The following is a 24,233-nucleotide window of genomic DNA, read 5'->3' on the forward strand; positions in this document are numbered from 1 at the left end:
GGGCCAGGCCGTTGCCCCTGCAGCCTGCTCGCTCAGCGCTCCTCGCTGTGCGGCTCCTGCTCCCCCTCGCCCGGCGCCCGGGCGAGGTCCTGCGGGGCGGTGCGCGGGTCCACGGGCGAGCCGGAGAGGTAGGCGGCGCGCGCCAGCACGTTCGAGGCGATGGAGGAGACGATGATCAGCGCCAGCACGGTGAGCAGCGTCTTCACCAGCACGACGGGGTCCAGCCCGCTGGTGCGGGTGTGCTGCAGGAAGGCGCCGATCACGATCATCGGCAGACCCAGGCCGGTGGCCGGGGAGAGCACGTTGATGCGGCTGAACGAATCACGGGCGTGGAACATCGACAGCGCGGCGGTGAGCATCCAGAACGCGCCGCCGATCAGCAGCACGCCGATCAGCACGGTGAGGGCGAGGTCGAGCACGGGGTTCATCGGCGCCCCTTCGTGAGGATGCGGGCCAGGGCCACGGTGGCGAGGATCCCCAGCACGGACGCGATCAGCGCGGCGTCCACCGCCGCGGCGGAGGAGTTCACCAGGCCGATCAGCACCAGCACCCCGATGCCGGAGAAGAACACCAGATCGCCCACCACGGCGCGGCTCGCCGGATCCGGGGCGGTGGCCACCCGGAAGAGGCCCACCAGGATCGCGGCGCCCAGCAGCACCAAGGCGGTCCACAGGATGATGGTCATCGCTCGTCCTCCTCCTGCTCGCGGGACTGCTCGTGCGAGGACCCGCCCGGCCCGGCGTGCCCGCCGGGACCCGTGCGGTGGCCCGCGGCGCGGATCCGACGCACGGCGCGCCCGTCCGCGAAGCGCTCGTCGACCGCACTGCGCGACCGGCGCGGGAGCAGCGCCGCCTCGGCCCCGCCCGGCCCGCGGGAGGCGCGCAGCAGGCGCTGCTCCATCTCGCGCAGGTCCTCGACCACCTGCTCGCGCGACGCGGCGAACAGCACGTGCACGAACAGGCTCGGGCCCTCCTCGAGGGTGCCGTGGGCGGTGCCCACCACCAGCGTGCCCGGGGTGATCGTGATCGAGGAGGCCATCGCGATGATCTCCAGGTCCGTGGTGGCCCGCAGCGGGTACTCCACGATCGCGGGCGAGCTGCGGGTGCGCGGGCTGTACACCCCGGCGGTCACCGCGAAGGAGCCCTTCACGATCTCGCCGATCATCCACAGCACGTAGGTGAACGTGTACCAGGCGCGCATCAGCCGATCACCGCCTCGACGTAGGCCTCGACATCCAGCAGGTCCGTGGCGGCCACGTCGATGCTGGGCAGCACGACGCCGATCCCCGCGAACAGCGCCATCGACAGCGCGATCATGGCCGCGCCCGGGGCCAGCAGCCGCCGCGGCACCCGCACCTCGTCGGGCAGCGGCTGCTCCTCGCCGCGGCCCGTGGTCGGATCGTCCGGCCGGTAGGTGATCATGTCCTCACCCCAGGCCAATCTGCGCCACACCCGCTGCAGGCCCAGCAGCGAGCCCACGGAGGCGACCACCACCGCACACAGCGCCGCCCAGCCCAGCACGGCGTCCCCGCCGGTGATCTGCTGGGAGGGGGCCTGCAGCAGGCCCACCTTGCCCCACAGGCCGGAGGTGGGCGGCAGGCCCACCAGGCTGAACATGCCCAGCGCCATCACGGCCATCACCCACGGCTCACGCCGGGCCAGGCCGCTGAGGCGGTCCAGGCGGCCCGAGCCGTAGGTGTGCTCGAGCGCGCCGGTGGTGAGCAGCAGGGAGGACATCGAGATCACGTGGTGGACCAGGTAGAGGATGCCCGCGGTCACCGAGAGCTGGGTGAGCAGCACCAGGCCCAGCAGGATGTGGCCCACGCCGGTGACCATCTGATGGCCCATCGCGGTGCGCACCCGGGTGGCCGCGGCGGTGGAGAACGCTCCCACCAGGATCGTGGCCAGCACCAGCACCGCGAACACGGTGAGGAACGGGAGCTCGTCGCCGAAGGCGACCGCGACGATGCGGTAGATCGCGTACAGCGCCACCTTGGTGTGCAGGGCGGAGAACAGCGCCATGATCCCGGCCGACGTCGCGGGGTAGGCGCGCGGAAGCCAGGAATGCACCGGCACCATGCCGCCCTTGACGGCCAGGGCCAGCAGCACGACGACCAGGGCCGCGGCGGTGACCTGGTCCTCGCCGCCGGCACCGGCCAGCGCGGCGAGGTTCACCGTGCCGGCGGTGCCGTACACGAACCCCACACCGATCAGCAGCACCGTCGAGGTGAGCAGGTTGACCAGCACGAACAGTCGGCCGATGCCGAGGCGACGCCAGGTGCCCGTCAGCGCGATCAGCGCGTAGGAGGGCATCAGCATCACCTCCACCCACACGAACAGGTTGAACAGGTCGCCGGTGAGCAGCGCGCCGTTCACGCCGGCGCTCAGCAGCAGCACCAGCGGCGGCACGAAACGGTACCGCGCCTCCCCCGTGAGCACGAGGAACACGCTGGCGGCGAGCGTGGACAGCGCCGTCACCAGCAGCATCACGGCGCTGAGGGTGTCGGAGACGAAGGGGATCGCCAGCACGTCGGAGAAGCCGCCGACGGCGTGGGAGAGCACCGGCACGGTGCGGTGGAAGGCCAGCAGCCACAGCGCGCCGAGCGCCACCAGCAGCGGGGCGCCCACCATCACCGCGACGTCCACGGGGCGGCGACGCACCACCACCAGCGCGGCGGCGCCCAGCAGGGGCACCACCACGAACAGCGGCAGCAGGGCGGGGTTCACGGCGGGGATCATCAGTCGTGGGTCTCCCCGGTGTCGGGATAGGCGGTCATGTCGTCGTCCCGGCCGATCACCGCGAGGGCGAGCATGAAGATCGTGACCGCCATCGTGATCACGATCGCGGTGAGCACGAACGCCTGGGGCAGCGGATCGGCCATCTCGGCGCGGGAGGAGAGGTCGGTGAGCGGCTCGGCCCGCCAGCCGGGCACGCCGGTGGCCAGCAGGGCGAAGTTCGCGGCGTGGCTGATCAGGGTCATCCCGAACACGGCGCGCACCATGCTGCGCTGCAGCAGCAGGTACACACCGCCGGTCACGAGCACGGCCACGGTCAGGGCGAGGATCATCGGCGTCCGGCCTCCCTCGGCTTCGTTCCGGCGGTCAGATGCGCGGTGCCCACCCCGACGCGTCGGCGGCGCGCGGGCTCGCCGCGGGTGGTGTCCAGCGGGCCGGGAAGCTCGCCCTCCACCGCCTCGTCGGTGCGCTCACGGGTGCCCTCGCCGGACTTCTCACCCGTGGTAGCGCCGGCCCCCAGCAGGTTCACGGCCACCATCACCAGGCCCAGCACGGCCAGGTACACGCCCAGGTCGAAGATCATCGAGGTGGAGACGTGCTGGCCCAGCAGGTAGCCGTGCAGCGGCTCGAGGAAGCCCTCGTGGAGGAAGCCCAGCACGCCGGAGCCGAGCGCCACCAGCACGCCCCCGCCGATCAGCAGCAGCGGCAGGCGCGGCGGGCCGATCTGGCGGTCCCGCGAGGTGGACAGGTACAGCAGCGCCACGATCGCGGAGCCCACCAGGGCGGCGATGAAGCCGCCGCCGGGGGCGTTGTGGCCGCGCAGGAACAGCATCAGCGACAGCAGCGCGAGGACCGGGCCCACCACGCGCACCATCAGCTGCAGCGCGGCGGCGTTGCCCCAGGCCGAGGAGATGGCCCGGTGCGCGGAGGTGCCCTCCTCGCGCAGTTGCGGGGCCTCGACCTGCTCGTCGGCGCGGGCGGGGTCGATGAACATGTGACGCACGCTGGAGAGCACGGCCACGATCGCCACGCCCGCCATGCCCAGCACGGAGAGCTCGCCGAGCGTGTCCAGCGCACGGAACTCCACCAGGATCACATTGACGATGTTGTGGCCGCCGGTGATCTCCTCGGCATTGTCGATGTAGTACTCGGCGACCTCGCTGCGGCCGCGCCGGCCCATGAACGCGAACACGCCGGCGCCGGCGGCCAGACCCACCGGGACCGCGACCAGCAGCGCGCCCAGCCGGCGGGAGCGGCGCGGGGCGCCGTCCCGCTCCGGGGCCTCGAAGCGCTGCGGCAGCCGCTGCAGCACCAGCATGATCACGATGATCGTCAGCGACTCCACCAGCAGCTGGGTGAGGGCGACGTCCGGGGCGCCCAGCGCCAGGATCTGCACGGTGGCGAGGATGCCCACCGCGGAGAGCGCCACCGCCGCACCCAGCCGGTCCCGCCGCGTGCACACCACGATCACGGCGACGGTGACCAGCACCAGCAGGATCACGTCGATGCCGCGGTTCATGCCCTGCTGCAGCGGCGCGAGGTCCCCCCACAGCACAGCGAGGGAGCCCAGCACCACCGCGGCGAAGGCCAGCAGGATCGCGCCCAGGTGGCGCATCGGGTCGTCGGAGGCGATGGGGCGCACCAGCACCGCCGCGACGCGCTCGGCAAGGCGGTCCACCGCCGTGAGCACGCGGGCGCCGTCCACGGGGAAGGGCCGCGCCTCCAGGGCGGGCAGCACCCGCTCCCGCGCCAGCGCGATCAGGGTGCCCAGCGCGATGATGGCGGCGGTGAGGCCCAGCTCCGGGGTGATCCCGTGCCAGAAGGCCAGGTGGGGGTGGAACTCGCCGCCCAGGGCGGCGTCCATCGCGCGGCCGACGGGGGCGTCCAGCACCCCCACCACCAGCGCGAGCGGCAGGCCCACCAGGATCGGCAGCGCGGCCGGACCCAGGAACAGCAGGCCGGGGGCGTGGACGTCCTCGGCGCGCACCAGCGCGCCGGTGGCGTCATGCGCGCCGGGGGCCGACGGCGCCCGCTCCCCGTCCACGCGGGCCAGGAGCTCCTCGTCACGACCGTCCACGAAGGCGCCCAGCACGATCTTCGCGCAGTAGGCGAAAGTCAGCACGCTGGCGCCGGCGATGCCGAGCGCCACCGCCCAGGGAGCCCAGGCAGGGCCGCCGGTCTCGAGCGCGCCGGTGAGCAGCGACTCCTTGGAGACGAAGCCGAGCATCGGCGGCAGGCCCGCCATCGACATGCAGCCCAGCACGGTCACCGCGAAGGAGCCGGGCATCGTGCGCCACAGCGCCGGCATGCGCCGCAGCTCGCGGGTGTGCACGGCGTGGTCCACCACGCCCACCATCATGAACAGCCCGGACTTGAACAGGGCGTGCGCGATGGTGTGCAGCACGGCGGCGAGGATCGCGTACTCGGTGCCCACGCCGATGAGGGCGACGATCAGGCCCAGCTGGCTCACCGTCGAATAGGCCATCAGCTTCTTCAGATCGCCCTGCTGCAGGGCCAGGAACCCACCCACGAACGCGGTGATCAGGCCCGCCACGATCAGCAGCACGTTCCAGGCGGGCACGTCGTGGAAGGCGGGGCTGAAGCGCAGCAGCAGGAAGATGCCGGCCTTCACCACGGCGGCGGCGTGCAGGTAGGCGGAGACCGGCGTGATCGCGGCCATCGCATCCGGCAGCCACACGTGGAACGGGAACTGGGCGGACTTCGTGCACGCCGCGACCGCGACCAGGAGGGCGACCAGCGTGGTGAACGCCGGGTCCTGCTGCCAGATCCCGTCGGCCAGCACCTCGCTGAGGGAGGTGGTGCCCAGGCGGAGCACCATCAGCGTGACGGCGCTGAGCAGGGCCAGGCCACCCAGGAAGGTGATCAGCAGGGTGCGCATCGAGGCGGCCTGCCCAGCCGCGCCCGAGCGGGCGATCAGCAGGAACGACGCGATCGAGGTGAGCTCCCAGGCGATGAACAGCAGCACCAGGTCGTCGGCGAGCACCAGGGTCACCATCGACAGGGTGAACAGCGCCATCACCAGGGAGAAGCTGAGATTGCGGCCCACTGGGAGGTATCGCGCCGAGTAGGCGAGCACCACCGCGCCGATCACCAGCGCGATCATCGAGAAGACGATGCCGATCCCGTCGGCCCGCAGCGCGAGCTCCACGCCCCACTGCGGCGCCCACGGGACGGCGAAGGTGGTGGCCGGGTCACCGGCCCCGCCCGCCATCACGGCGGCGGCGGCGGGCAGCAGCGCCGCGGCGGCGGCCAGGTAGAGGGCGGCGAGAACCCAGCAGGCCGCGCGGCCCATCAGCCGGTCCAGCACCGGGGTGACGGCGACGGTCGCGGCGAGGAGCAGCAGGGTCCACAGCACTGACACCGTCAGCACCCCGGACGTGCGTGGGAGGTGGCGTCACGGCGGGTCATGGCGGGGAGTCTAGCGAAGCGGACTGAGGGCTCCAACGCGCCGCCACCTCTCCGGCCGGGCGGGCTCCTCGCGCGCGCGTGCGAGAGAAACTCGTCTCCGCCCCGGCCGCGCGCCGCGGGCGAGGGCGGAATCCGGTGAGCAGGCTCACAGCGAGGCCGCGGGGTAGGGCGGCCGACGGGCCGGGCGCGGGGCTGTCGGGCAGGGCGCGGGCCGTCGGATCCGGTGCGGCCCCGCCGGCCGCCGTTCCCGAGCGCACGCGGGCACCACGAGGGCCCCGCACGACGCGAGGGTTCTCGCGGGGCGCGCGGGGCCGTTCAGGCGTGGTGCGGGGCCGACGTCGCAGCGACGCCGACCCCGCCCCGGCGGAGCACCGGACCAGCGGCAGATCAGTGCGAGATCAGGGCCAGATCAGCACGGGGTCAACCGCGCTGGGGCAGCACCTGCACGACCGTGGGCTTCGGGCCCTGGCCGTCGTAGTCCGGGAAGTAGGAGCGCTGGGCGCCGAACTCGCCGTCCTCGCCCGGGTGCTGCACGGAGACGAAGGCCGAGCGGTCCTCGTCGCGGATGATCGGGCCGCTGGTCTCGGCGTCGATCGGGACGGAGAGGAACTGCTCGACGCGGCCGCGGGCCTCGCCCTCCAGGGTGACGCGGAACAGGCCGTCGTTGTAGCCGATGCCGGAGGGGGCGCCGTCGGTGGAGATCCAGAGGTTGCCCACCGAGTCGAAGGCGAGGTTGTCCGGGCAGGAGATCGGGGAGACCTTCTCGACCGGGAAGCCGGAGAAGTAGGTCTGATCGCCCTGTGCGGGGTCGCCGGCCACCAGCAGCAGGTTCCACGCGAAGGCGGTGGACGTCTGGTCGCCCTGCTCGTCGATCTCCACGACGTGGCCGTCGCGGTTCTGGGAGCGGGGGTTGGCCTCGTCGGCCGCGGCCTTGCCCTCGGTGCCGCGGCCGGAGTTGTTCGTGCAGGCCACGTAGACGCGGCGGCTGTGCAGCGAGGGCTCGACGTCCTCGCAGCGGTCCATCTTGGTGGGGCCGACGGCGTCCGCCGCGAGGCGGGTGTGCACGAGGACCTCCTCGACGGTGAAGCCGGGGACCTGGGACTCGCCGTCGACCACGAGCGGCAGCCACTCGCCGGTGCCGTCGAAGGCGCCGTCGGCGGGGACCTCGCCGGAGCCGTCGATCTCGGCGGCGGGCGAGTTGCCGGTGAACTTCGCGACGTAGAGGTCGCCGTTCTCCAGCAGGGTCAGGTTGTGCTCGCGGTCGCCCTCGACGTAGCGGTCGCGGGAGACGAACTTGTACAGGTAGTCGAAGCGCTCGTCGTCGCCGGAGTAGGCGACCGCGCGGCCGTCCTCGGCGATGATGATGTTCGCGCCCTCGTGCTTGAAGCGGCCCAGCGAGGTGTGCTTGCGCGGGGTGGAGGTGGGGTCGAAGGGATCGACCTCGACGATGTAGCCGAAGCGGTTGATCTCGTTCTCGTAGCCCTCGTTGCGGGCGTCGTAGCGGTCGTAGACGTTCTCCCAGCCGCGGGCGGTGGCGGCATCGCGCAGGCCGTAGCGCTTCTCCGCGTCGGAGGTGCCGGCGGAGCGGAAGTAGCCGTGGAAGTTCTCCTCGCCGGAGACGAGGGTGCCCCACGGGGTGAGGCCGCCGGCGCAGTTGCCGAGGGTGCCGAGCACCGTGCGGCCCTCGGGGTCCTCGACGGTCCTGACCAGGTCGGAGCCGGCGGCGGGGCCGGTCAGCGCGAACTCGTCGTCCAGCAGGATGCGACGGTTCAGCTCCGCGCCCTGCACGTAGCGGTAGGGGAAGTTCTTGTTCTTGCGCTCGAGCTCGACGACGGTGAGGCCGTGGGCGGCGCGGCCGATCTCGATCGCCTCCTCGGCGTCGGTGTCGGCCGGCAGCATGATGTTCTCGTTGGTGTACTCGTGGTTCACGAACATCACGGCGCGCTTGCCGGCGCTGCCCGGGATCTCCTGGATCTCGGTGTAGTCGTTGTTGTAGCCGAACTGGCGCTTCTGCGCCTCGGCGCTCTGGGCGTTCCAGTCGAACTCGGGCGCGTCGTCGAACAGCGGGTCGCCCCAGCGGATGATCGGGTGCCAGGCGAAGCCCCGGGGCACGGTGAACTCGTCGACGGCCGCGTCGACCGGCTCGATCGGCGTGAAGGTGAGCTTGGTGCCGTTCGGGGGACGGTGGCCGGCGCCGCCCTTGCCGTTGCCCTGCCCCTTGCCCTTCCCGTTGCCGGGATCGGCGAGCGCGCCCTGCGTGCCGGCCAGGCCGATCGCGAGCGCCGCGGTGGAGCCGCCGATCACCGCACGACGGGACAGCGCGCCGGAGGCGATGTCGCGGAAGGTCGGGTTGTCCGAGTGGTTGCACTGGCCGAAGGCGCACTGGCTGGCGCACTTGAGCTGGCAGGTCACCGCGGAGCGCTTGCCGCGCACCGCGTCCTTCATGAGCAGGGGCAGGTCGATCAGGGCCATGGGATGACGTCCTTCGCTGGTGTACTCGTCTCCCTGCGCATCACGATGCGCGGGACCAGATGACGGTGCGTCACGAAGGTGAGTCGCTCCCGGCCCGCGGGGGACGCCCAGATGAACACCGGGCGTAGGGAAGCCACCGAGCCCGGAGGAATCGGCCGGACGCGGCGCGGCTGCCCCGGACGCACGACAGCGGCGGTGCCGCGCGGGGCACCGCCGCCATCTCCCGGGCGAGGAGCAGGGCCGACGGGCCCCGCTCAGGGTCTCCTCAGAACCTCGCCGGCGCGACGAAGCCCTCGGGCTTGACCATCACCACCGGCACTGGCGACTCGATCGCGACCCGCTGCGAGGTCGAGCCCAGCAGGATCTTCCCGATCGGGGTGCGCTTGCGGATGCCGAGGATCACGAGGTCGATGTCGTCGTGCTCGACGGCGTCGAGGATGTCGTCGGCCGGATCGTCGCGCTTGGGGACCGTGCGCAGCTCGAAGGCGAGGCCGGTCTCCTCCAGGCGCTCCTGGAGGGGGCGCTGGTCGGTGACGCCGCGCGCCTTGCGCGGGTCGGGGGCGCGCTCGGAGGCGAGCACGAGCAGCGAGGCGTCGCGGCGCTCGGCCTCCTCGACCGCGAAGTCGAACGCGGCCTCGCTGGTGGCGCTGGGGACGTAGGCCAGCAGGATCTTCGACATGGGTTCTCCCTCGGGGTGCGGGTCTCAGGGAACGGGGCGGGACGGCAGGCCGACGGCGGGGTCAGTCCTAGCCGAGGTCGTCGGGGTGGCGGAAGCGGGTGCGGCGGGCTCTCACCGCGCTGTTGTAGAACCAGGTGATCACGTACAGCAGGAGCCCGACCACGAGCAGGCCGCCGCCGATCACGTAGTTCTCCCGCGGCTGCGCGATCGGCGAGACCAGCGCGAAGGACGTGATCGCACCGATGATCGGCAGCACCGTCGGGGTGCGGAAGTGGCGCACGTCCACCTTGTCCTTGCGCAGCACCAGCACCGAGATGTTGACCAGGCCGAAGACCGCCAGCAGCAGCAGGGCGGTGGTGCCGCCGAGCGCCGAGATGGTCTCCTCGGCGAGCACGAAGCGCACCGAGAGCACCAGCGCGAAGGCCAGCACGGTGGAGAAGGCGATGCCGGCCCACGGGGTGCGCTGCGTCTGCAGCACGCTGCGCAGGAAGCCCGGCAGCACGCCCTGCTTCGCCATGCCGTAGAGCAGACGAGAGGCCATCATCATGTTGATCAGCACCGTGTTCGCGACCGCGAAGATCGAGATGAACGCGAAGATCGTGTCGATCGGGATCGCCGGGGCGCCCTCCTTGACCACCTCGAGCAGCGGGGTGGTCGACTCGGTGAGCTGGCCGATCGGCACCACCGCGACGGCGAGGATCGAGATCAGCACGTAGATCACGCCCGTGACCGACAGACCCGCGATGAGGGCGCGGGGGAAGTTCTTGACCGGGTCGACGGTCTCCTCGGCCATGTTCACCGAGTCCTCGAAGCCGACCATCGAGAAGAACGCGAGCGCGGTCGCGCCGATCACGGCCATGAAGATGCTCTTGTCGTCCTGGGTCTCGAAGAGGACCACGCGCGAGAGGTCCGCCTTGCCCTGGCCGACGGCGAAGAAGCCGACGACGATCACGAGCGCCAGACCGGTCAGCTCGATGCAGGTCAGGACCACGTTCGCCTTGACCGACTCGGAGACTCCACGCAGGTTGATCAAGGCCACCAGGGCCAGGAACACCAGCGCGATGGTGGTCGCGACGGCTCCGGCGGAGTCGCCGAGCGGCTCCTCGAGCGAGAAGGCCTTCAGCACGTTCTCCGAGAGGAAGATCGCGCTGGTGGAGGCCGAGGTGATGCCGGAGGAGAGGACCGCGAAGGTGACCATGAAGGTCAGGAAGTGGATGCCGAATGCCTTGTGGACGTAGAGGGCGGCGCCCGCGGCCTGCGGGTACTTCGTGACCATCTCGACGTAGGACAGGGCCGACACCATCGCGACGGCGAAGGCGATGAGGATCGGCAGCCAGCCGGCGCCGCCGACCTCGCCGGCGACCTTGCCGGTCAGCGAGTAGACGCCGGTGCCGAGGATGTCGCCGACGATGAACAGCAGCAGGAGCTTGGGCGTGATCGCCTTCTTGAGCTCGGCCTGGTCGGAGCCGTGATCGGGGCCGACGGCGCCGGGGTCTCCGGCGTTCGCCGGGGCGGTCTCGCGGGACTCGCTCATGGGGATTCCTCCCGGGGAATACAGGGACAGGGACCGCCGAGGGCAGCAGGGCGAGCACGAGGTCGGTGCACGCCAGTGCGGGGATCACCGGACGGCGGTGCACGCACTCTACTCTCCGGTGACCGCCCTCACAGCGCGGGCGCGGCCTCGCGCTCCTCCTCCGGGTCCTCGTCGGCCCGGCGCTCGCGGGGGTCCAGGCGCAGGGTCTGGACCCACTGGCGGGAGGCGTCGGAGCTGATCGCCATCACGCCGAGCGCGGAGGCGCCGGCGCCCACCAGCAGCGAGTGGGCGACGTCCCCGGTCATCGAGGTCGCCACGGCCAGGCGGGCGAAGGCGTCGGCCGTGAACAGCGCCATCAGCGCGATCCGGGCCCAGCGGCTGCGGCGCAGCACCCCGATCTGGAGCAGCAGCAGCGCGACGGCGAACGCGGTGGCGCCCCAGATCGTGCCCTGCTCGGGCAGGATCAGCGACGCGTCGGGGAAGCGCTCGGTGAGGTCGCCACCGGAGCCGAGCGTGAACCACTGGATCGCCACGATCGCCGCCTGCAGCAGCGCGAGGAAGCCGGTGAAGATCACCGAGGGCGGCGGGAGGTGGTGGTCCGCGGCGCGGGCGAGCACCTCGTGGAAGTCCCCGACCGTGCCGTGCCACTGCGCGGTCAGCTCGTCGGCCACCTCGGTGCGGCGCCCACCGAAGCGGGTCGTGCTCAGCGCCGTCTGCGTCGCCGCGCGGGCGCGGGACTTCATCACCGAGCTGCCGGTGGGGCGGTGTCGCGGCAGCATGATCGCGCTCGCCCCGTCGGAGCGGGAGGCCGCGCCGGTCACGTCGATCACCGGCAGGTCGCCGTCGGTGCGGAACCGGTCGCCCTGCCCGTTGCGGTCGTGGTACGAGGTGGAGAACTCCTCGATGACCTCGACCTCCACCTCCGGATCCGCGAAGCGGACCGTGTCCACGAGGTAGTCCCGCTCGACGTCGATGTTCTCGTCGATGCGGTGGGTGATCTGCAGGGTGAAGAAGGAGAAGCCGACGGCGCGGTCGTAGGTGCCCGCCGCGAGCCAGTCCGTGCGGTACCCGCCCGGCAGCACGAAGTCGGGCGGCATCCGCCAGAAGCGCACGTGATGGCGCTTGTCCGTGGTGCCGCCGACCTCCTGCTGATAGGTGAAGTCGTGGCGGCGCCCCATCAGGTACAGGTCCGAGACGGGGGCCGACGGGTAGGAGCGTCGCAGCAGCGTCGAGCGCACCATCGACCAGGCCGAGGAGAGCGTCCGCTCCTCCGCGAGCACCCAGCCGGCCCGCCGCAGCGCCACGTGGAGGTCCCGCTCGGGGCCGTCCAGGGCGATGTTGATCGGGTCCGAGAGCACGCCCTCGGTTGTGCGGGTGCGGCCGAAGAAGTAGTCCGGCAGGTAGATCCAGGTCATCAGCTGGTGCAGTCGCGGCAGCGTGATGTAGGTGAGCAGGATCCAGAAGCCCAGCAGGTACAGCAGCCGCGCCGGCGTCAGCGAGAAGCCCTCGACCAGGTAAAGCAGCGCGAGCCAGATCGCGACGACCACGCCCGCGGCGATGAAGAGGTTGTCCAGCAGCGCGTAGAGCTCGAACCGTCGGCCGCGCGGGGTGTGCCCGCGGGAGTGGTCGTAGCCCGGCGGCTCCGCGGGCACCGGACGGCCCAGCGGCACCAGTCGGGGGGACCTCGCCGGGGTCACCTCCGGCGTCCCGTGCTCGGCGACGTCATGCCGCCATCGTAGAGGGGCGGGCTGGGAGGGCCGCGGGCCGGTTCGTCGGCCTCCGGTCGCGGGCTGGCCGGGCGGCCCAGGACGTCCGACTCCGCACCACTCGATGTCCGTCGACGCCGCGCGGCCGCCCACCGAGTCGCACTGACCGCGGCTCGCCGGGTGGTGCCGCCCGCCGCCCCGTAGGCTGGGCGCGATCCCGAGGAGAGGACCCTCCATGACTGCGTCCCACCCCGCCGTCCCGACGCTCGAGATCCGCGGCGCCGCCCGCCATTCTCAGCCTGGGTGTGTCGCTGGCCCTCGACACTCTCGGTTGGGATTCGACGGTGCGACGCATGGCGGAGGAGACGGCCAAGCTGCTCGGTGCGGCGGCGATGGCGCTGTTTCCGGCTGCGGTGATCGTCCGGCACCTGTCTCGCGGACCGGCTGACCGTGACGGGGCCGGGCCACAGCCGGAGGCCTCTCGTCCCTGACTCTCAGAGAGCTGGTCTCTCTTTTATCTCCGGTAAGGTCGGACGGTCACGTCGGCCCGCCGAACAGTTGAAGGCGAAATGTCCCCACCAGCCCGAAGATGGAGTGTTTCCAGTGCTGCGGTGCTGGTCACGGGGCTGACGTTCGTATCCCTCGTGCTGGGCTTCGTGCGCGACGTGGTGATCGGTGCCGTCTTCGGTGCCGGAGCCGGGCTGGACGCGTACTTCGCCGCCCAGGGGTTGATGAACATCGTCGTGGCCTTCGTCGCCGGCGCGATGGCCCGAGCAGTTCTGCCGGTCACGTCGCGGGAATCCGCCGAGGAGTCAGAATGCCGAGGCCACCGGGGTTTCGATACGGCCTTCAGCGTGACTCTGCTGGTGCTGGGCATCGGCGGGGTGCTCATGGCGATCTTCGCCGGTCCGGTCACCACGGTCATCGCTCCCGGTTTCGATGGCCCGCAGGCGGAGCTGACGGCGGATCTGGCCCGCATCCTGCTGGTGGCCACGGTGCTCATCGCCGGCACGAACCTGCTCGCGGCCCTCGCCCAGTCCCATGGCCGGTTCGGCTGGTCGGCTCTGGAGGGCGTGCCCTTCAACATCGTGATGATCGCCGCCGCCGGGTTGTTCGGCCCCCACTACGGGATCTCCGCGGTGGCGATCGGCTTCGTGATCGGATCGGCCGGCAGACTGCTCATCCAGCTGCCCCCGCTGCGGGCGGCGCGGGTCCGCATCCGGCCCCGGGTGTCACTGTCCGATCCCGGGTTCCGCGAGATCGCACGCCTCATGCCTCCGATGCTCATCGGCAGCGGTATCGGCAGCGTGAACACCATGGTCGATCGGGCGGTCGGCTCGACCCTGGAACCCGGCGCGATCACCGCCCTCTCCTATGCGTGGCGGCTGGTCAACCTGCCCGAGACGCTGGTGGTCGCGTCACTGCTGGTGCCGCTGTATCCAGCCCTGAGCGCGGCGGCGTCCGACCGTGCCGAGATCCGCCGGCTGGTGGGCCGCGGCCTGTCGATCATCGTCACCCTGCTGGTGCCCCTGTGTCTCGCTCTGGCCGTGGCGGCCGGACCGATCGTCGACGTGATCTTCGGCCACGGCGCCTTCGATGCCGAGGCGGTCGAGCTGACCTCGCGGGCGGTGGTCTGGTACGTCCCGGCACTGCTGGCTCTGGGCTGTCGTCAGCTCATCGTGCGCGCGTCGTATGCCGTGGGGGACTCCCGCACTCCGGTGACCATCGCGCTGCTCGCCATGGGGCTCAACGCCGTCGGCAACGTCGTCCTGGCTCCGGCGCTGGGCGTGGCGGGGATCGCGCTGGCGACCTCCGTGTCGATCGGGGTCGCAGCCGTGCTCAACGCCTGGCTCCTCCATCGCAAGCACCAGGCAGTGGCGCTGCGTTCGATGGTCGGACTGGGGTCGCGAGCGCTGGTGCTCGCGATCGTGGCCCTGGTGGCCGCCCTGACGGTCCGGTCGCTCCTGGCCGGGTCGCCGGCTCTGGTGGAGGGCGTGGGTGCGGCCGCGGCAGCAGGCGGCGTCTACACGCTGGGTCTGGTCATGCTGCGCGCCCCGGAGCTGTCTGTGGCTCTCGACGCTCTCGCTCGAGGGGTGCGTCGCCGGCGACGTCGGAGCGAGGGATGAACCGTTCTGTCATCACACGCATGGTGGGGGCGGGGTCACGCGGATCCCATACGCTCTGAGTGGCCTGGGCGGACCATCTCAGAGTGTCGAGCACGTCCCGGGCCAGAGTGCGACGCCGCTCGACCGTCGCCCGGCGCAGGTCTCCTGCGGTCCAGCTGAAACGGACACCTGCCGGGGCATCGGGCAGGCTCATGACGGCGTCGCCGAGCACGAGCTGACCCCACAGGTCGGCGACCCCGGGCCGAGCAGCATTGGTCAATGCCATCGATCCGAAGAACCGCCCGTTCAGGTCGATCAGGTGAGGGACCCCGTCAGGCCCGGTGAGGAACTGCAGTTCCACCAGGCCGCGCCAGTTCAGCGTCTCCAGCAGCCGTTCGCACGTGGCCACGAGGAGGTCATCGACCGGCACGGTGCGGGCCCGGGTCGAGACGCCGTTCGGGGTCGGCCATAACCGGGACGTCACCTGCTGAACACGAGCATCGAGCCGCCCGCCGTGGTACACGCCGATCACCGCGCCCAGCTGCCCGCTGACCGGCTGCTGCAGCACGGCCTGCTCACCCGCCGCCTGGATGAAGTCGAGACGCTGGCGGGCATCAGCGGCGTGCTCGAAGAGTTTCGCCTCGATGCGGAGCGCTTCGGTCCGGCCCGGCGACCAATGGGTGCGGCATTTGACGACCACCGGCCCACGCCAGGAAGCAAGTGCCTCGGGGGTGGCCAGTTCCGTGTGCGGTGCGGCAAGGCCGACCTCATGAGCCAGCTCGGTCAGTCGGAGCTTGTCCAGGGCCGCTTCCACCACCGAGAACTCCGGATGGGCGACACGGGCATCGATCTCGAAGCGGTGGGCCGATAAGGCGGCCATCCAATCGTCCCCACCGCCGAACACGACGTCGTAATCCCCGTCCGCAATTGCGCGGTTCACCGCCACCACGAAATCATTTCCCTGCCCGCGGGGCTTGGGAACGACGTGCGTCGCTGAACAGGCCCGCGATGACGAGAGCATTCCCGAGGCGCTCGGGGTGCCCACTGCCACGTGCCACCCTGACTGCTGCAACGACCTCGCCGCCGCCAACGTTCCACGGCTGCGCTCCGTGCTGAGCAGCAGTGCCCGTCGTGAATGATCCATACGTTTCAGAGTAGGGGCGCGTGGACCTCTCGGCGGGTTCGGCGCGCCACGATCCGTATGGGAATTTTCTTTCCGTGACTCGGTGGTGTCATAGCGTCGTAGCAACACTCCCGGTCGGCGGGGGTCTGATCGGTGGAGTGTGCGGATGGCGCGGGTGGGGTTGTCGTTCAGTGACAGGTCGGAGATCTCGACGGCGTCGAAGGCGGGCTGGTCGGTGCGGAGGATCGCTCGTCACCTGGGGCGTTGCCCGTCGGTGATCTCGCGGGAGATACGACGGACCACCACGAAGACCCGCGGCTACCAGGCCGTGAGGGCGGACGTGGCCGCGCAGCGACGGGGGGCTCGCCCGCAGCAGCGGAAGGTCGCTAGGGATCCGGTGCTGCAGGCGAGGGTGGAGGCGGATCTGGCCGCGTCGTGGACGCCGAACGAGATCGCGGGCCGCTTGCGCCTGGAGGCGACAGCCCCGACCGTTGAACGCATGGCGAACTCTCCTGATGCGCAGGGCCGCACCGTCTCCGGTGAGGCTATCTACCAGTACATCTACGCAATCCCGAAGGGTGAGCTCGCCCGCAAGGGCATCTTCCTGCAGTCCAAGCGGACCAAGCGCAGGCCCCGCACCACCGGTCGGTCTCGGGGCGGTGTGATCGTGGGGATGGTGCCCCTGAGCGAGCGGGGTGAGGACGCCGCCGAGCGTCGGGTGCCGGGGCACTGGGAGGGCGACTTGATCATCGGGAAGAATGGTGCCTCGTGCGCGACGACGCTGGTGGAGCGGATGAGCGGGTTCACCGGGCTGCTGGCCCTGCCCTCCAAGCAGGCCGAGGCCACCGCGGACGCGGTCATCGAGTACTTCAACGCGCTGCCCGAGATGATGAAGGCGTCACTGGCGTGGGACCAGGGCAGCGAGATGGCCCAGCACGCGAAGGTCTCCCTGGCCACGAGCATGCCGGTCTACTTCGCCGATCCCCACTCGCCCTGGCAGCGGCCCAGCAACGAGAACACGAACCGGCTCTACCGGGAGTATCTGCCCAAGGGCACGGTGGTCCCGGACCACCAGCCCTACCTCACCACCATCGCCGAGGAGATCAACAACCGGCCCCGCCGCCGACAGGGCTATCTCACGCCCACCGAGGCATTCGCTCGGCTACTGGCCGGCGAGCCCCATGTTGCTTCGACGACTTGACATCGCCCTGGATGCTCTTCAACCGCTGAAGGAACTCTCAGATGTAGCCGGCCGCTCCGCTTGGCTCTGGGATCCCTTGACTCTACGCTCGCGCCCCCACGTCACCTATCTCGCTCCAGCCCAGTGGGCGGATCTTGTGGAGAGTCACTTCAGCAGCTGATCCGCGATGGCTTTCATCGGGACGACCAGCTGGAGGTCGTCGATCGGTGACTGGATCGCATCCACGTGGTGGAGGTAGAAGGCGCGCGCGGCCTCATCCCGGCAGTGGATGAGCAGACACGCCGCGCCCATCCCCTGGCTGACGGACAGCGCGCGCTCCAAAGCGTCCCTGAAGAGGGCGGCCCCGACACCCCTGCCCTGGGCACGGCGGTCGACAGCAAGACGGGCGAGCAAAACACACGGAATCGGGTCCGGCCGCCGTCTCGAGAACTCGTCGCCAGCGTCTGCGTGGCTCACTCCAGCTGCCGCGATGGCGTAGTAGCCGACAACGCGCTCCCCCAACTTGCTCACGTAGGTGACCGCGTTGTTCGCCCGCTGGTTCTGCCACGCGAATCTCGCGAACCAGTCGTCCAGTTCCCCGGCACCGCTCTCGAAGCGCGCCCGGTCGTCCTGCTTCTCGAGACGGCGTGGCGCTTCGAGCATCTCGGCCATGCTCAGTCCTCGAGCGAGAACGGGCGTCCGAACGGCGACGGACGCGAGAACAGCTCCGCAAGGCGCTCGGTCTGCACCGGCTCGTCCAGCAGACGCATGAACTCCTCGAACTGCTCGGGCGCGGCAGTAAACCAGCGACGATCCGCAAGAACCCTTTCCGCCTGCTCGACGGCACTGCCCAGGATGAAGGCGGACACGGGGACGTCCTCCGCTTCGGCTGCCCTGCGCAGCAGGGATTCCTCACGAGTCGAGGCACGCAGATTAATGCGCTCGCTCTTGGTCGCGCTCATCGCGATACTCCTTTTCGTTGCACGTCGCAACGGGTCATGCGCCCCGCTCCAGCAGGACGTACAGACAATGTACACACATCAAGGGGTCACGACAGCACTTCTTCCGCTGGACGCAAGGCGCGCCACATCCCGGCCCGGCCCGCCCGGGCTCAGTAGTAGACCGCGAGCGGGCCCGTCGGCCCGTCGATGACCTGCACAGGGGTGTCGAACACGCGCGAGAGCACCTCGCCGTCCATGATCCGCGCGACGGGCCCGGCCTCGACGACCTCGCCCTCCTTCATCGCGATGATGTGGTCCGCGTAGTGGGCGGCGAAGTTGATGTCGTGCAGCACCACCACGACCGTGCGGCCCAGCTCGCGGGCGGCATCGCGCAGGCGCCCCATCATCTGGACGCTGTGGCGCATGTCGAGGTTGTTCAGCGGCTCGTCCAGCAGCACGTACTCGGTGTCCTGGGCCAGGACCATCGCCACGTACGCGCGCTGGCGCTGCCCGCCGGAGAGCTGGTCGAGATAGCGGTCCTCGAGGTCGTCGAGGTTCAGGAAGTCGATCGCCTCGGAGATCTTCTGCTCGTCGAGCCGGGTCAGGCGCCCCTTGGAGTACGGGAACCGGCCGAATCCGACCAGCTGGCGCACCGTGAGCCGGGTGATGAAGTGGTTCTCCTGGCGCAGCACCGAGAGGATCTTGGCGAGGTCCTTCGAGGCGGTGGAGGCGATGTCGTAGCCCGCCACCTCGATCTGGCCCTCGTCGATGCCCAGCAGTCGCCCCACCATGGTCAGCAGCGTCGACTTGCCGGCGCCGTTGGGTCCGACCAGCGCGGTCACCCCGCCCGAGGGGATGTCGGTGGTGACCGGCCCGATCTGCACCGTCCCGGTCTGGGACCGGTACTCCTTCCGCACCGCGTCGATGGTGATCACAGGCGCCCCTTCCGCATGATGACGACGAGGAACACGGTCCCGCCGACGAGCTCGATGATGATGGAGACGACGCCCTGCGCGTAGAACACGTGGTTCATCACGAAGTAGGCGCCGGCGAGGACCACGAAGCCGGTGAGCGCCCCGAGGGGCAGCAGGCGGCGGTGGTCGTGGGTCCCGGCGAGCTGGTAGGTCAGCGTCGCGACGAGGAAGCCGAAGAAGGTCATGGGGCCGACGAGCGCGGTCGAGACCGCCATCAGCACCGAGACCAGGACGAGGGAGTAGATGGTCTGGCGGCCGTGGTCCACGCCCACGTTGATGCACACGTCCCGGCCCATCGCGATGACGTTCAGCGTGCGGGCGTTGAGCCAGATCAGCGTCGTCGCCACGATCACCAGCGGGATCGCGAAGGGCAGGTACTCGGCGCTCGCATTGGTCACCGAGCCGAACAGCCGGGCGCTGAGCACGTCGAACTCGCTGGGCGAGAGGAGGCGCTGCATGAAGGTCGAGACCGCGCCGAGCCCGCCGCCCATGATGATGCCCACCAGGAGCATGACCTGGATGTTCGCGTAGCGGCCGCGCAGCAGCCAACCGTACAGCAGCACCGAGAGCCCCACCATCGCCGCGACCTGCGCGAGGAACTGGCCCGGCCCCTGCAGGGCGACGACGCCGGCCACGCCGAGCGTGTACACCGCGGCCGTCTGGATGACGGTGTACAGCGACTCGAAGCCCATGATCGAGGGGGTGATGATGCGGTTGTTGGTGACGGTCTGGAAGGTGATCGTGGCGACCGCCTGGCAGATCGCGACCACGGCCATCACCACCAGGGAGGTCACGCGCATCTCGGCGATCAGCCAGAAGCCGCGCGAGCCCACCGGCATGGGGTTCCCGATCGCGAGCAGCCCGAGGGCGGCACCCGCGGCCAGGACCACGAGGACGGCCAGCACGATCCAGTAGCGGCGCTGGGAGGCGGCGTCGGGGAAGGCGCCGGAGCGGGCGCGCACGCGCCGCGGGGCCGAGAGCACGCCGAGCTCGCCTGCGGCGTCGGCCGGGGCGGTGGAGAGCTCGACCGGGGCGGCCTCGTCGGCGACCGCCTCGAGCCGGCGCCCGTCGTGGGTCGTCGTGCGCTCAGCCATGTCGGCGCTGCCTCAGCAGGAGGGCGATGAACACGGCGGCTCCCACGATCCCGAGGATCAGGGAGACCGGCACCTCGAAGGGCATGATGATGGTGCGGCCGATCAGGTCGCAGACCGTGACGATCGCGATGCCGAGCAGGCACACCCAGGGCAGGTTCGAGCGCAGGTCGTCGCCGCGGATCATCGAGACCACGTTCGGGACGATCAGGCCCAGGAAGGGCAGGTTCCCGACCACGACGGTGACCACGCCGGTCGCGATCGCGACCAGGCCCGTCCCCATCAGCACCACGCGGCGGTAGTTCACGCCGACGTTGGTGGCGATGTCCTCGCCGAGGCCCGCGACGGTCAGGCGGTCGGCGACGACGAACACGGCCACGCCCACGGCGAGCACGATCCACAGCACCTCGTAGCTTCCGCGCAGCACGGAGGTGAAGGAGCCGGCGAACCAGACCCCGAGGTTCTGCAGCGCGTCGAACTGGAGGGCGACGAAGGTGGAGACGGAGCCGACGACGGCCCCGAGCATGATCCCGATGATCGGCACGATCAGGGAGCTGCGCAGCGTGACCCGGCGCAGGAACAGGAAGAACACCATCGTGCCGACGAAGGAGAAGACGATCGCCACGCCCATCTTCGTCAGCAGCCCCGCCGACGGGACCAGCACCATCACCAGGATCAGGCCGAGCCCCGCCCACTCGGTGGTGCCGGTGGTGGACGGCTCGACGAAGCGGTTCTGCGTCATCAGCTGCATGATCAGGCCCGACATCGACATCGCGGCACCGGCGAGGACCAGCGCGATGGTGCGGGGGATGCGGGTGATGGCGAACATCTCGCCGCCGCCCTCGGCGCCGAGCACGTCGTAGACGCCGGTGAACAGGGAGACGACCAGCAGCAGCGCGACCGCGCCGATGCCGATCAGGAGCTTGCCGTCGACGAGGCGCTCGCGCCCGCGGGTGCGGGACGGGGGCGCCTCGGAGGTGAGCTGGGGGGCGGTCATTCAGGACTCCTGGAAGGGGCGGTGGTCGCGTCGGCGCACGGTCGTCGGAACCGACGCGCCGCACGGGGCCGACGGGTGCTGCGACGACGCGACGCACGGCGGGCGGGGCGCGCAGGCCCTGCCCGCCGTGCGGCGGTCAGCGATGACGGACGTGGCTCAGGCCTCGCCCTCGAGCGCATCGGCGAAGGTGTTGAAGAACTCCGTGTAGGTCTGGATGCCCTCGTTGGTGTAGGTGTCCGCGGGCATGTAGACGATATTTCCCTCGGCCACGGCGGTCACACCGGCGAGCGCCTCGGAGGAGTCCAGCAGCTCGTTGGCGGGCGTGTACTCGGGGTCATCGGCGGAGACGGCCGCGTCGCGGTCCATCACGAGGATCCAGGCGGGGTTCGAGTCGGCGATCGCCTCGACGGAGATGTCGTCGCCCTCGTGGTCGTCGCTGGCACCCTCGACCTCGAGCGCGGGCACCAGGCCGAGCGCCTCGAAGGTCCAGCCCAGCGTTCGCCCCTGACCGGGAGCGATGTAGCCGATCTCGCCGCCGGAAGTGTTCACGGCCATGACGGTGGAGGAGCCGTCGTAGGCGGCCTTGACGCGCTCCATCGCGGCGTCGAGGTCGGTGCCGAGGGCCTCGGCCTCGGTCTGCTTGCCGAAGATCTCGCCGAGCACGGAGACCTGGCGCTTGAGCTCGTCGGCGAAGGGCTGGTCCTCGCGCGGGTCGAGCTCGAGGATGGTGGCCTCGGGCGCGTACTTCACGAAGTCGTCGTGGTACTGGGCGAAGCGCTGGCCGTTGATGATCAGGGTCGGCTCGGCGGCGACGACGGCCTCGAGGTCGGGCTCGCGGTGGCTGCCGAGATCGATGATCGACTCGTCCTCCTTGAGCGGGTTCGTCGAGGGCATCAGGGTGCGCGCCGCGGCGGTGAGGGTGACGCCCCAGTCGGCGAGGGTCTCGAAGGTGCGGTTGTCGGTCGCGACCACGGAGGACGGCGGGGTCTGCACGGTCTGCGGGCCGTTGTTGTCCTCGACCTCGACGGTGCCGGCCTCGGCGCCGCCCGCGTCGGAGGCGCCGGCGCCCGTCGCGTCATCCTCCCCGGAACCGCCGCAGGCGGTGAGGGCCAGGCCGAGGACGCCGGCGGCGGAGAGGGCGCCGAGGCTGCGGCGGGTGAAGGAGGTCATGGGAAGTCTTTCTCTCGACGGGGTCCGGAGGCGCGGCGGGAAACCGAGCCGCACCGTGACTGAGGCTAGCCTCACCTGCGCGGTTTATGCCACTCCTTGCTTGCTTTATTCACCTGGCGGACCTGTGATCGACATCACAGGCGCTGACCTGCGGGGACTTTCGTCCGTCGGCCGAACGACGACGGGCGGGCGGACGACAGGTCCGTGCCGTCGTCGCCTGCAGGCGTGTGGACGCGAGGGACGGGCGTCGTCGGGCGGCGGGCCGCGGAGATCGCGGCCTCGTTGCATCCACTGGCGCTGCGCGTGCGTCGGGGGCAGTACGCGGGGTCGGCTGCGGGCTGAGCGCCGGTGGATGCAACGCCCGGCAGGAAACAGGAGCCGTCAGGGGCGCGGGGCCGGAGCGGCCGGCCCGCTAGGGTGGCCCCGGTCGCCGGGGGACGGCGGCCGGGGACGAGGGGACGAGCGATGAACGACCACAGCCCCGGCGGGTACGGCGCGACCGGCGGCGTCGGGGGCGCCTCCCTCCCGGACTTCTCCGGCAGCCCCTCGGGAGGCTCCGGCAGGACGGGCGGGCTCGGCGGAGAGGATCCCGGAAGCCCTGCCGGCCCCGACTCTCCCGGCGGGTCGGGCGGCGGCCGCGGCCCGCTGCTCGCGCTGCTGGGCGGGGGCGGGTGCCTGGTCGTGATCCTCGCCGTGATCGCGCTGGTGCTCTCGCAGACCGTGCTGAGCGGCGGCGGGGAGGAGCCCGCCGACGATCCGACCCCCAGCGCGTCGGGCCCCACGGACGGGACGGGCCCGTCCGACGACGGGGGCGCATCGGACGGCGGGGGCCCGTCCGACGGCGGCTCGGGCGGCGCGCCGACGCCGACGGACCAGGAGCCAACGACCGAGGCCGAGGCCTCGGGCACCGCCTGCACCATGCAGGGGGACGGGGCCGTGACCGAGCAGGTCGAGGGCGAGGTGCGCGGCGGCGGTCTCGCGTTCCCGCAGCAGGAGGGCTGGGAGGTCGGCACCGGCTGGGGCTCGCAGAGCGCCTACGTCACCGACCAGCACCACGCCGACCAGCCCGTGGAGGCGGGCTGGTACACGCTCGCGGGCGTCGGGAAGGTCGAGTTCCCCGAGGAGGAGGGCGGCTATCCCGGCGCCGAGGAGGCCGCGCGCGCGATCTTCCTGTGCGCGCTCGAGCCCGAGCAGGGCGAGGAGCTCTACGGCGATCCGGCCATGCTGCGGAACTACCACGAAGAGGCCACCACGGTCGACGGGCACGACGCCTGGATCGTCTCCGCCGACGTGGTGATCTCCGATCTGGCCCTGCTCCACTCGACCGACGCCTGGCGCCGCGTCGTGATCGTGGTGGACACCCCGGACGGCCCCGCGGCCTTCGACGGCGGGGCGGCGCTCGGGCACGACCAGCAGGTCACGGACCTCGAGGCGATGATCGAGGGGCTCACGGTCCTCTGAGGGCCGGGCCTGCACGGGGACGCCCCCGAGCGACGGCCGCGTCGGCATCCTCGCGTCCCCGCCCCCTCGCCCGCCGTGCCGCCCCGCGATGCCTTCGCCGCGCATCCCCGGCCCCTCGTGGGCCGTGCCGCCCCGCGGAGCCTCGGCCGCGCACGCGAGCCCTTCCCGAGATTTCTTTCGCCGACTCTGTCGATCCGGGCAGCGCTCGTTCGTCATAGTGGTGTCCGGGCCGCACGGTCCGGTCATCGCACCGATGGAGGAGTGACCATGAAGTACGTGCTGCTGCTGATGGGGAACCTGGCCGACGAGCGCTGCGGCGAGACCGAGGAGGGCCCGGGCGTGGAGGATTTCATCGCCTTCGACGCCGAGCTGGAGAAGGCCGGCGTGCTCGCCGGCGGCTTCGCACTGACCGATCCGGAGGAGGGCACCAGCGTGACCCGCGCCGACGCCGAGGCGGAGGCCGTGATCACCGCGGGCCCCTACGCCGAGAGCCGAGAGTTCGTGGGCGGGACGATCGTGCTGGACGTGCCGAGCCTCGACGAGGCCCTGGCCTGGGCCGCGAAGTGCCCGGGCGCGATCGGGGGCCGCGTCGAGGTGCGGCCGATGCTCGAGCTCTGACCGCGCCGGGGACGACGG

General features: G+C 71.1%; 21 protein-coding genes. 4 read left to right on the forward strand and 17 right to left on the reverse strand.

Annotated features, from left to right (window positions below; all coding sequences use genetic code 11):
- Positions 1-32 precede the first annotated feature (32 nt).
- The 10 genes from Y09_RS01865 to Y09_RS01910 form a co-directional block, all read right to left on the reverse strand.
- Positions 33-428, reverse strand: coding sequence for a monovalent cation/H(+) antiporter subunit G (locus Y09_RS01865; RefSeq protein WP_010552319.1), 396 nt, complete (start codon positions 426-428; stop codon positions 33-35).
- Positions 425-685, reverse strand: coding sequence for a monovalent cation/H+ antiporter complex subunit F (locus Y09_RS01870; protein WP_053915966.1), 261 nt, complete (start codon positions 683-685; stop codon positions 425-427). Before Y09_RS01870 ends, Y09_RS01865 begins: the two co-directional genes overlap by 4 nt.
- A complete protein-coding gene (locus tag Y09_RS01875) occupies positions 682-1,200 on the reverse strand; it encodes a Na+/H+ antiporter subunit E (RefSeq protein ID WP_053915967.1) in 519 nt (172 codons plus the stop codon). The genes Y09_RS01870 and Y09_RS01875 overlap by 4 nt, the downstream gene beginning before the upstream one ends.
- Complete coding sequence (locus Y09_RS01880) at positions 1,200-2,738, reverse strand: proton-conducting transporter membrane subunit (protein WP_053915968.1); 1,539 nt, start codon at positions 2,736-2,738, stop codon at positions 1,200-1,202. The genes Y09_RS01875 and Y09_RS01880 overlap by 1 nt, the downstream gene beginning before the upstream one ends.
- Positions 2,738-3,067: a sodium:proton antiporter gene (locus Y09_RS01885; RefSeq protein WP_053915969.1), complete on the reverse strand. Its 330-nt coding sequence runs from the start codon at positions 3,065-3,067 to the stop codon at positions 2,738-2,740. The genes Y09_RS01880 and Y09_RS01885 overlap by 1 nt, the downstream gene beginning before the upstream one ends.
- Positions 3,064-6,126, reverse strand: coding sequence for a DUF4040 family protein (locus Y09_RS01890; protein WP_082358581.1), 3,063 nt, complete (start codon positions 6,124-6,126; stop codon positions 3,064-3,066). Before Y09_RS01890 ends, Y09_RS01885 begins: the two co-directional genes overlap by 4 nt.
- A 458-nt stretch (positions 6,127-6,584) precedes the next feature.
- Positions 6,585-8,636, reverse strand: a complete 2,052-nt coding sequence (locus Y09_RS01895) for a PhoX family phosphatase (RefSeq protein WP_053915970.1) — start codon at positions 8,634-8,636, stop codon at positions 6,585-6,587.
- Between the two features lie 265 nt (positions 8,637-8,901).
- On the reverse strand, positions 8,902-9,315 hold the full coding sequence (locus Y09_RS01900) for a universal stress protein (protein ID WP_053915971.1): 414 nt from the start codon (positions 9,313-9,315) through the stop codon (positions 8,902-8,904).
- A gap of 67 nt (positions 9,316-9,382) precedes the next feature.
- Positions 9,383-10,849, reverse strand: coding sequence for an APC family permease (locus Y09_RS01905; protein ID WP_053915972.1), 1,467 nt, complete (start codon positions 10,847-10,849; stop codon positions 9,383-9,385).
- A gap of 128 nt (positions 10,850-10,977) precedes the next feature.
- A complete protein-coding gene (locus Y09_RS01910; RefSeq protein WP_053915973.1) occupies positions 10,978-12,546 on the reverse strand; it encodes an LssY C-terminal domain-containing protein in 1,569 nt (522 codons plus the stop codon).
- Between the two features lie 620 nt (positions 12,547-13,166).
- Between Y09_RS01910 and murJ the strand changes: the two genes are divergently transcribed.
- Positions 13,167-14,681: a murein biosynthesis integral membrane protein MurJ gene (gene murJ, locus Y09_RS01915; RefSeq protein ID WP_234695596.1), complete on the forward strand. Its 1,515-nt coding sequence runs from the start codon at positions 13,167-13,169 to the stop codon at positions 14,679-14,681.
- Here murJ and Y09_RS16725 read toward each other — a convergent pair.
- Entirely contained in the window at positions 14,596-15,606 is a 1,011-nt protein-coding gene (locus tag Y09_RS16725; protein WP_200716743.1) for a hypothetical protein, read from the reverse strand. The genes murJ and Y09_RS16725 overlap by 86 nt on opposite strands.
- Positions 15,607-15,949: 343 nt before the next feature.
- On the opposite strand from Y09_RS16725, the gene Y09_RS01925 reads away from it, so the two are divergent.
- Entirely contained in the window at positions 15,950-16,984 is a 1,035-nt protein-coding gene (locus Y09_RS01925; RefSeq protein ID WP_053915976.1) for an IS30 family transposase, read from the forward strand.
- Between the two features lie 144 nt (positions 16,985-17,128).
- Here Y09_RS01925 and Y09_RS01930 read toward each other — a convergent pair whose 3' ends face one another.
- The 6 genes from Y09_RS01930 to Y09_RS01955 form a co-directional block, all read right to left on the reverse strand.
- Positions 17,129-17,635: a GNAT family N-acetyltransferase gene (locus Y09_RS01930; RefSeq protein WP_053915977.1), complete on the reverse strand. Its 507-nt coding sequence runs from the start codon at positions 17,633-17,635 to the stop codon at positions 17,129-17,131.
- Between the two features lie 2 nt (positions 17,636-17,637).
- Entirely contained in the window at positions 17,638-17,925 is a 288-nt protein-coding gene (locus Y09_RS01935; protein WP_053915978.1) for a DUF1778 domain-containing protein, read from the reverse strand.
- Positions 17,926-18,074: 149 nt separating this feature from the next.
- Positions 18,075-18,839, reverse strand: a complete 765-nt coding sequence (locus tag Y09_RS01940; protein ID WP_053915979.1) for an ABC transporter ATP-binding protein — start codon at positions 18,837-18,839, stop codon at positions 18,075-18,077.
- Positions 18,836-19,972, reverse strand: a complete 1,137-nt coding sequence (locus tag Y09_RS01945) for an iron chelate uptake ABC transporter family permease subunit (RefSeq protein WP_082358582.1) — start codon at positions 19,970-19,972, stop codon at positions 18,836-18,838. The genes Y09_RS01940 and Y09_RS01945 overlap by 4 nt, the downstream gene beginning before the upstream one ends.
- Positions 19,965-20,966 carry an ABC transporter permease gene (locus tag Y09_RS01950; protein ID WP_053915980.1) on the reverse strand — a complete coding sequence of 334 codons (1,002 nt, stop codon included), beginning with the start codon at positions 20,964-20,966 and terminating at the stop codon, positions 19,965-19,967. Before Y09_RS01950 ends, Y09_RS01945 begins: the two co-directional genes overlap by 8 nt.
- Before the next feature lie 156 nt (positions 20,967-21,122).
- A complete protein-coding gene (locus tag Y09_RS01955; RefSeq protein ID WP_053915981.1) occupies positions 21,123-22,136 on the reverse strand; it encodes a siderophore ABC transporter substrate-binding protein in 1,014 nt (337 codons plus the stop codon).
- Between the two features lie 465 nt (positions 22,137-22,601).
- On the opposite strand from Y09_RS01955, the gene Y09_RS01960 reads away from it, so the two are divergent.
- Together Y09_RS01960 and Y09_RS01965 are read left to right on the forward strand one after the other, a co-directional pair.
- The gene (locus Y09_RS01960; protein WP_053915982.1) at positions 22,602-23,597 is read left to right on the forward strand and encodes a hypothetical protein; all 996 of its coding nucleotides are present in this window, start codon (positions 22,602-22,604) and stop codon (positions 23,595-23,597) included.
- Between the two features lie 267 nt (positions 23,598-23,864).
- A complete protein-coding gene (locus tag Y09_RS01965; RefSeq protein WP_053915983.1) occupies positions 23,865-24,215 on the forward strand; it encodes a YciI family protein in 351 nt (116 codons plus the stop codon).
- Positions 24,216-24,233 lie beyond the last annotated feature (18 nt).

The sequence above is a fragment of the Brachybacterium sp. SW0106-09 genome (assembly GCF_001293905.1).
Taxonomy (GTDB): domain Bacteria; phylum Actinomycetota; class Actinomycetes; order Actinomycetales; family Dermabacteraceae; genus Brachybacterium; species Brachybacterium conglomeratum.

Bases quoted from the DNA above. Each gene is read 5' to 3' on its own strand.
- Y09_RS01955 (WP_053915981.1), bottom strand. From the start codon at position 22,136: ATGACCTCCTTCACCCGCCGCAGCCTCGGCGCCCTCTCCGCCGCCGGC.
- Y09_RS01925 (WP_053915976.1), top strand. From the start codon at position 15,950: ATGGCGCGGGTGGGGTTGTCGTTCAGTGACAGGTCGGAGATCTCGACG.
- Y09_RS01930 (WP_053915977.1), bottom strand. From the start codon at position 17,635: ATGGCCGAGATGCTCGAAGCGCCACGCCGTCTCGAGAAGCAGGACGAC.
- Y09_RS01870 (WP_053915966.1), bottom strand. From the start codon at position 685: ATGACCATCATCCTGTGGACCGCCTTGGTGCTGCTGGGCGCCGCGATC.
- Y09_RS01880 (WP_053915968.1), bottom strand. From the start codon at position 2,738: ATGATCCCCGCCGTGAACCCCGCCCTGCTGCCGCTGTTCGTGGTGGTG.
- Y09_RS01865 (WP_010552319.1), bottom strand. From the start codon at position 428: ATGAACCCCGTGCTCGACCTCGCCCTCACCGTGCTGATCGGCGTGCTG.
- Y09_RS01885 (WP_053915969.1), bottom strand. From the start codon at position 3,067: ATGATCCTCGCCCTGACCGTGGCCGTGCTCGTGACCGGCGGTGTGTAC.
- Y09_RS01965 (WP_053915983.1), top strand. From the start codon at position 23,865: ATGAAGTACGTGCTGCTGCTGATGGGGAACCTGGCCGACGAGCGCTGC.
- Y09_RS01895 (WP_053915970.1), bottom strand. From the start codon at position 8,636: ATGGCCCTGATCGACCTGCCCCTGCTCATGAAGGACGCGGTGCGCGGC.
- Y09_RS01945 (WP_082358582.1), bottom strand. From the start codon at position 19,972: ATGGCTGAGCGCACGACGACCCACGACGGGCGCCGGCTCGAGGCGGTC.
- Y09_RS01905 (WP_053915972.1), bottom strand. From the start codon at position 10,849: ATGAGCGAGTCCCGCGAGACCGCCCCGGCGAACGCCGGAGACCCCGGC.
- Y09_RS01950 (WP_053915980.1), bottom strand. From the start codon at position 20,966: ATGACCGCCCCCCAGCTCACCTCCGAGGCGCCCCCGTCCCGCACCCGC.
- Y09_RS01960 (WP_053915982.1), top strand. From the start codon at position 22,602: ATGAACGACCACAGCCCCGGCGGGTACGGCGCGACCGGCGGCGTCGGG.
- Y09_RS01935 (WP_053915978.1), bottom strand. From the start codon at position 17,925: ATGAGCGCGACCAAGAGCGAGCGCATTAATCTGCGTGCCTCGACTCGT.
- Y09_RS01875 (WP_053915967.1), bottom strand. From the start codon at position 1,200: ATGCGCGCCTGGTACACGTTCACCTACGTGCTGTGGATGATCGGCGAG.
- Y09_RS01900 (WP_053915971.1), bottom strand. From the start codon at position 9,315: ATGTCGAAGATCCTGCTGGCCTACGTCCCCAGCGCCACCAGCGAGGCC.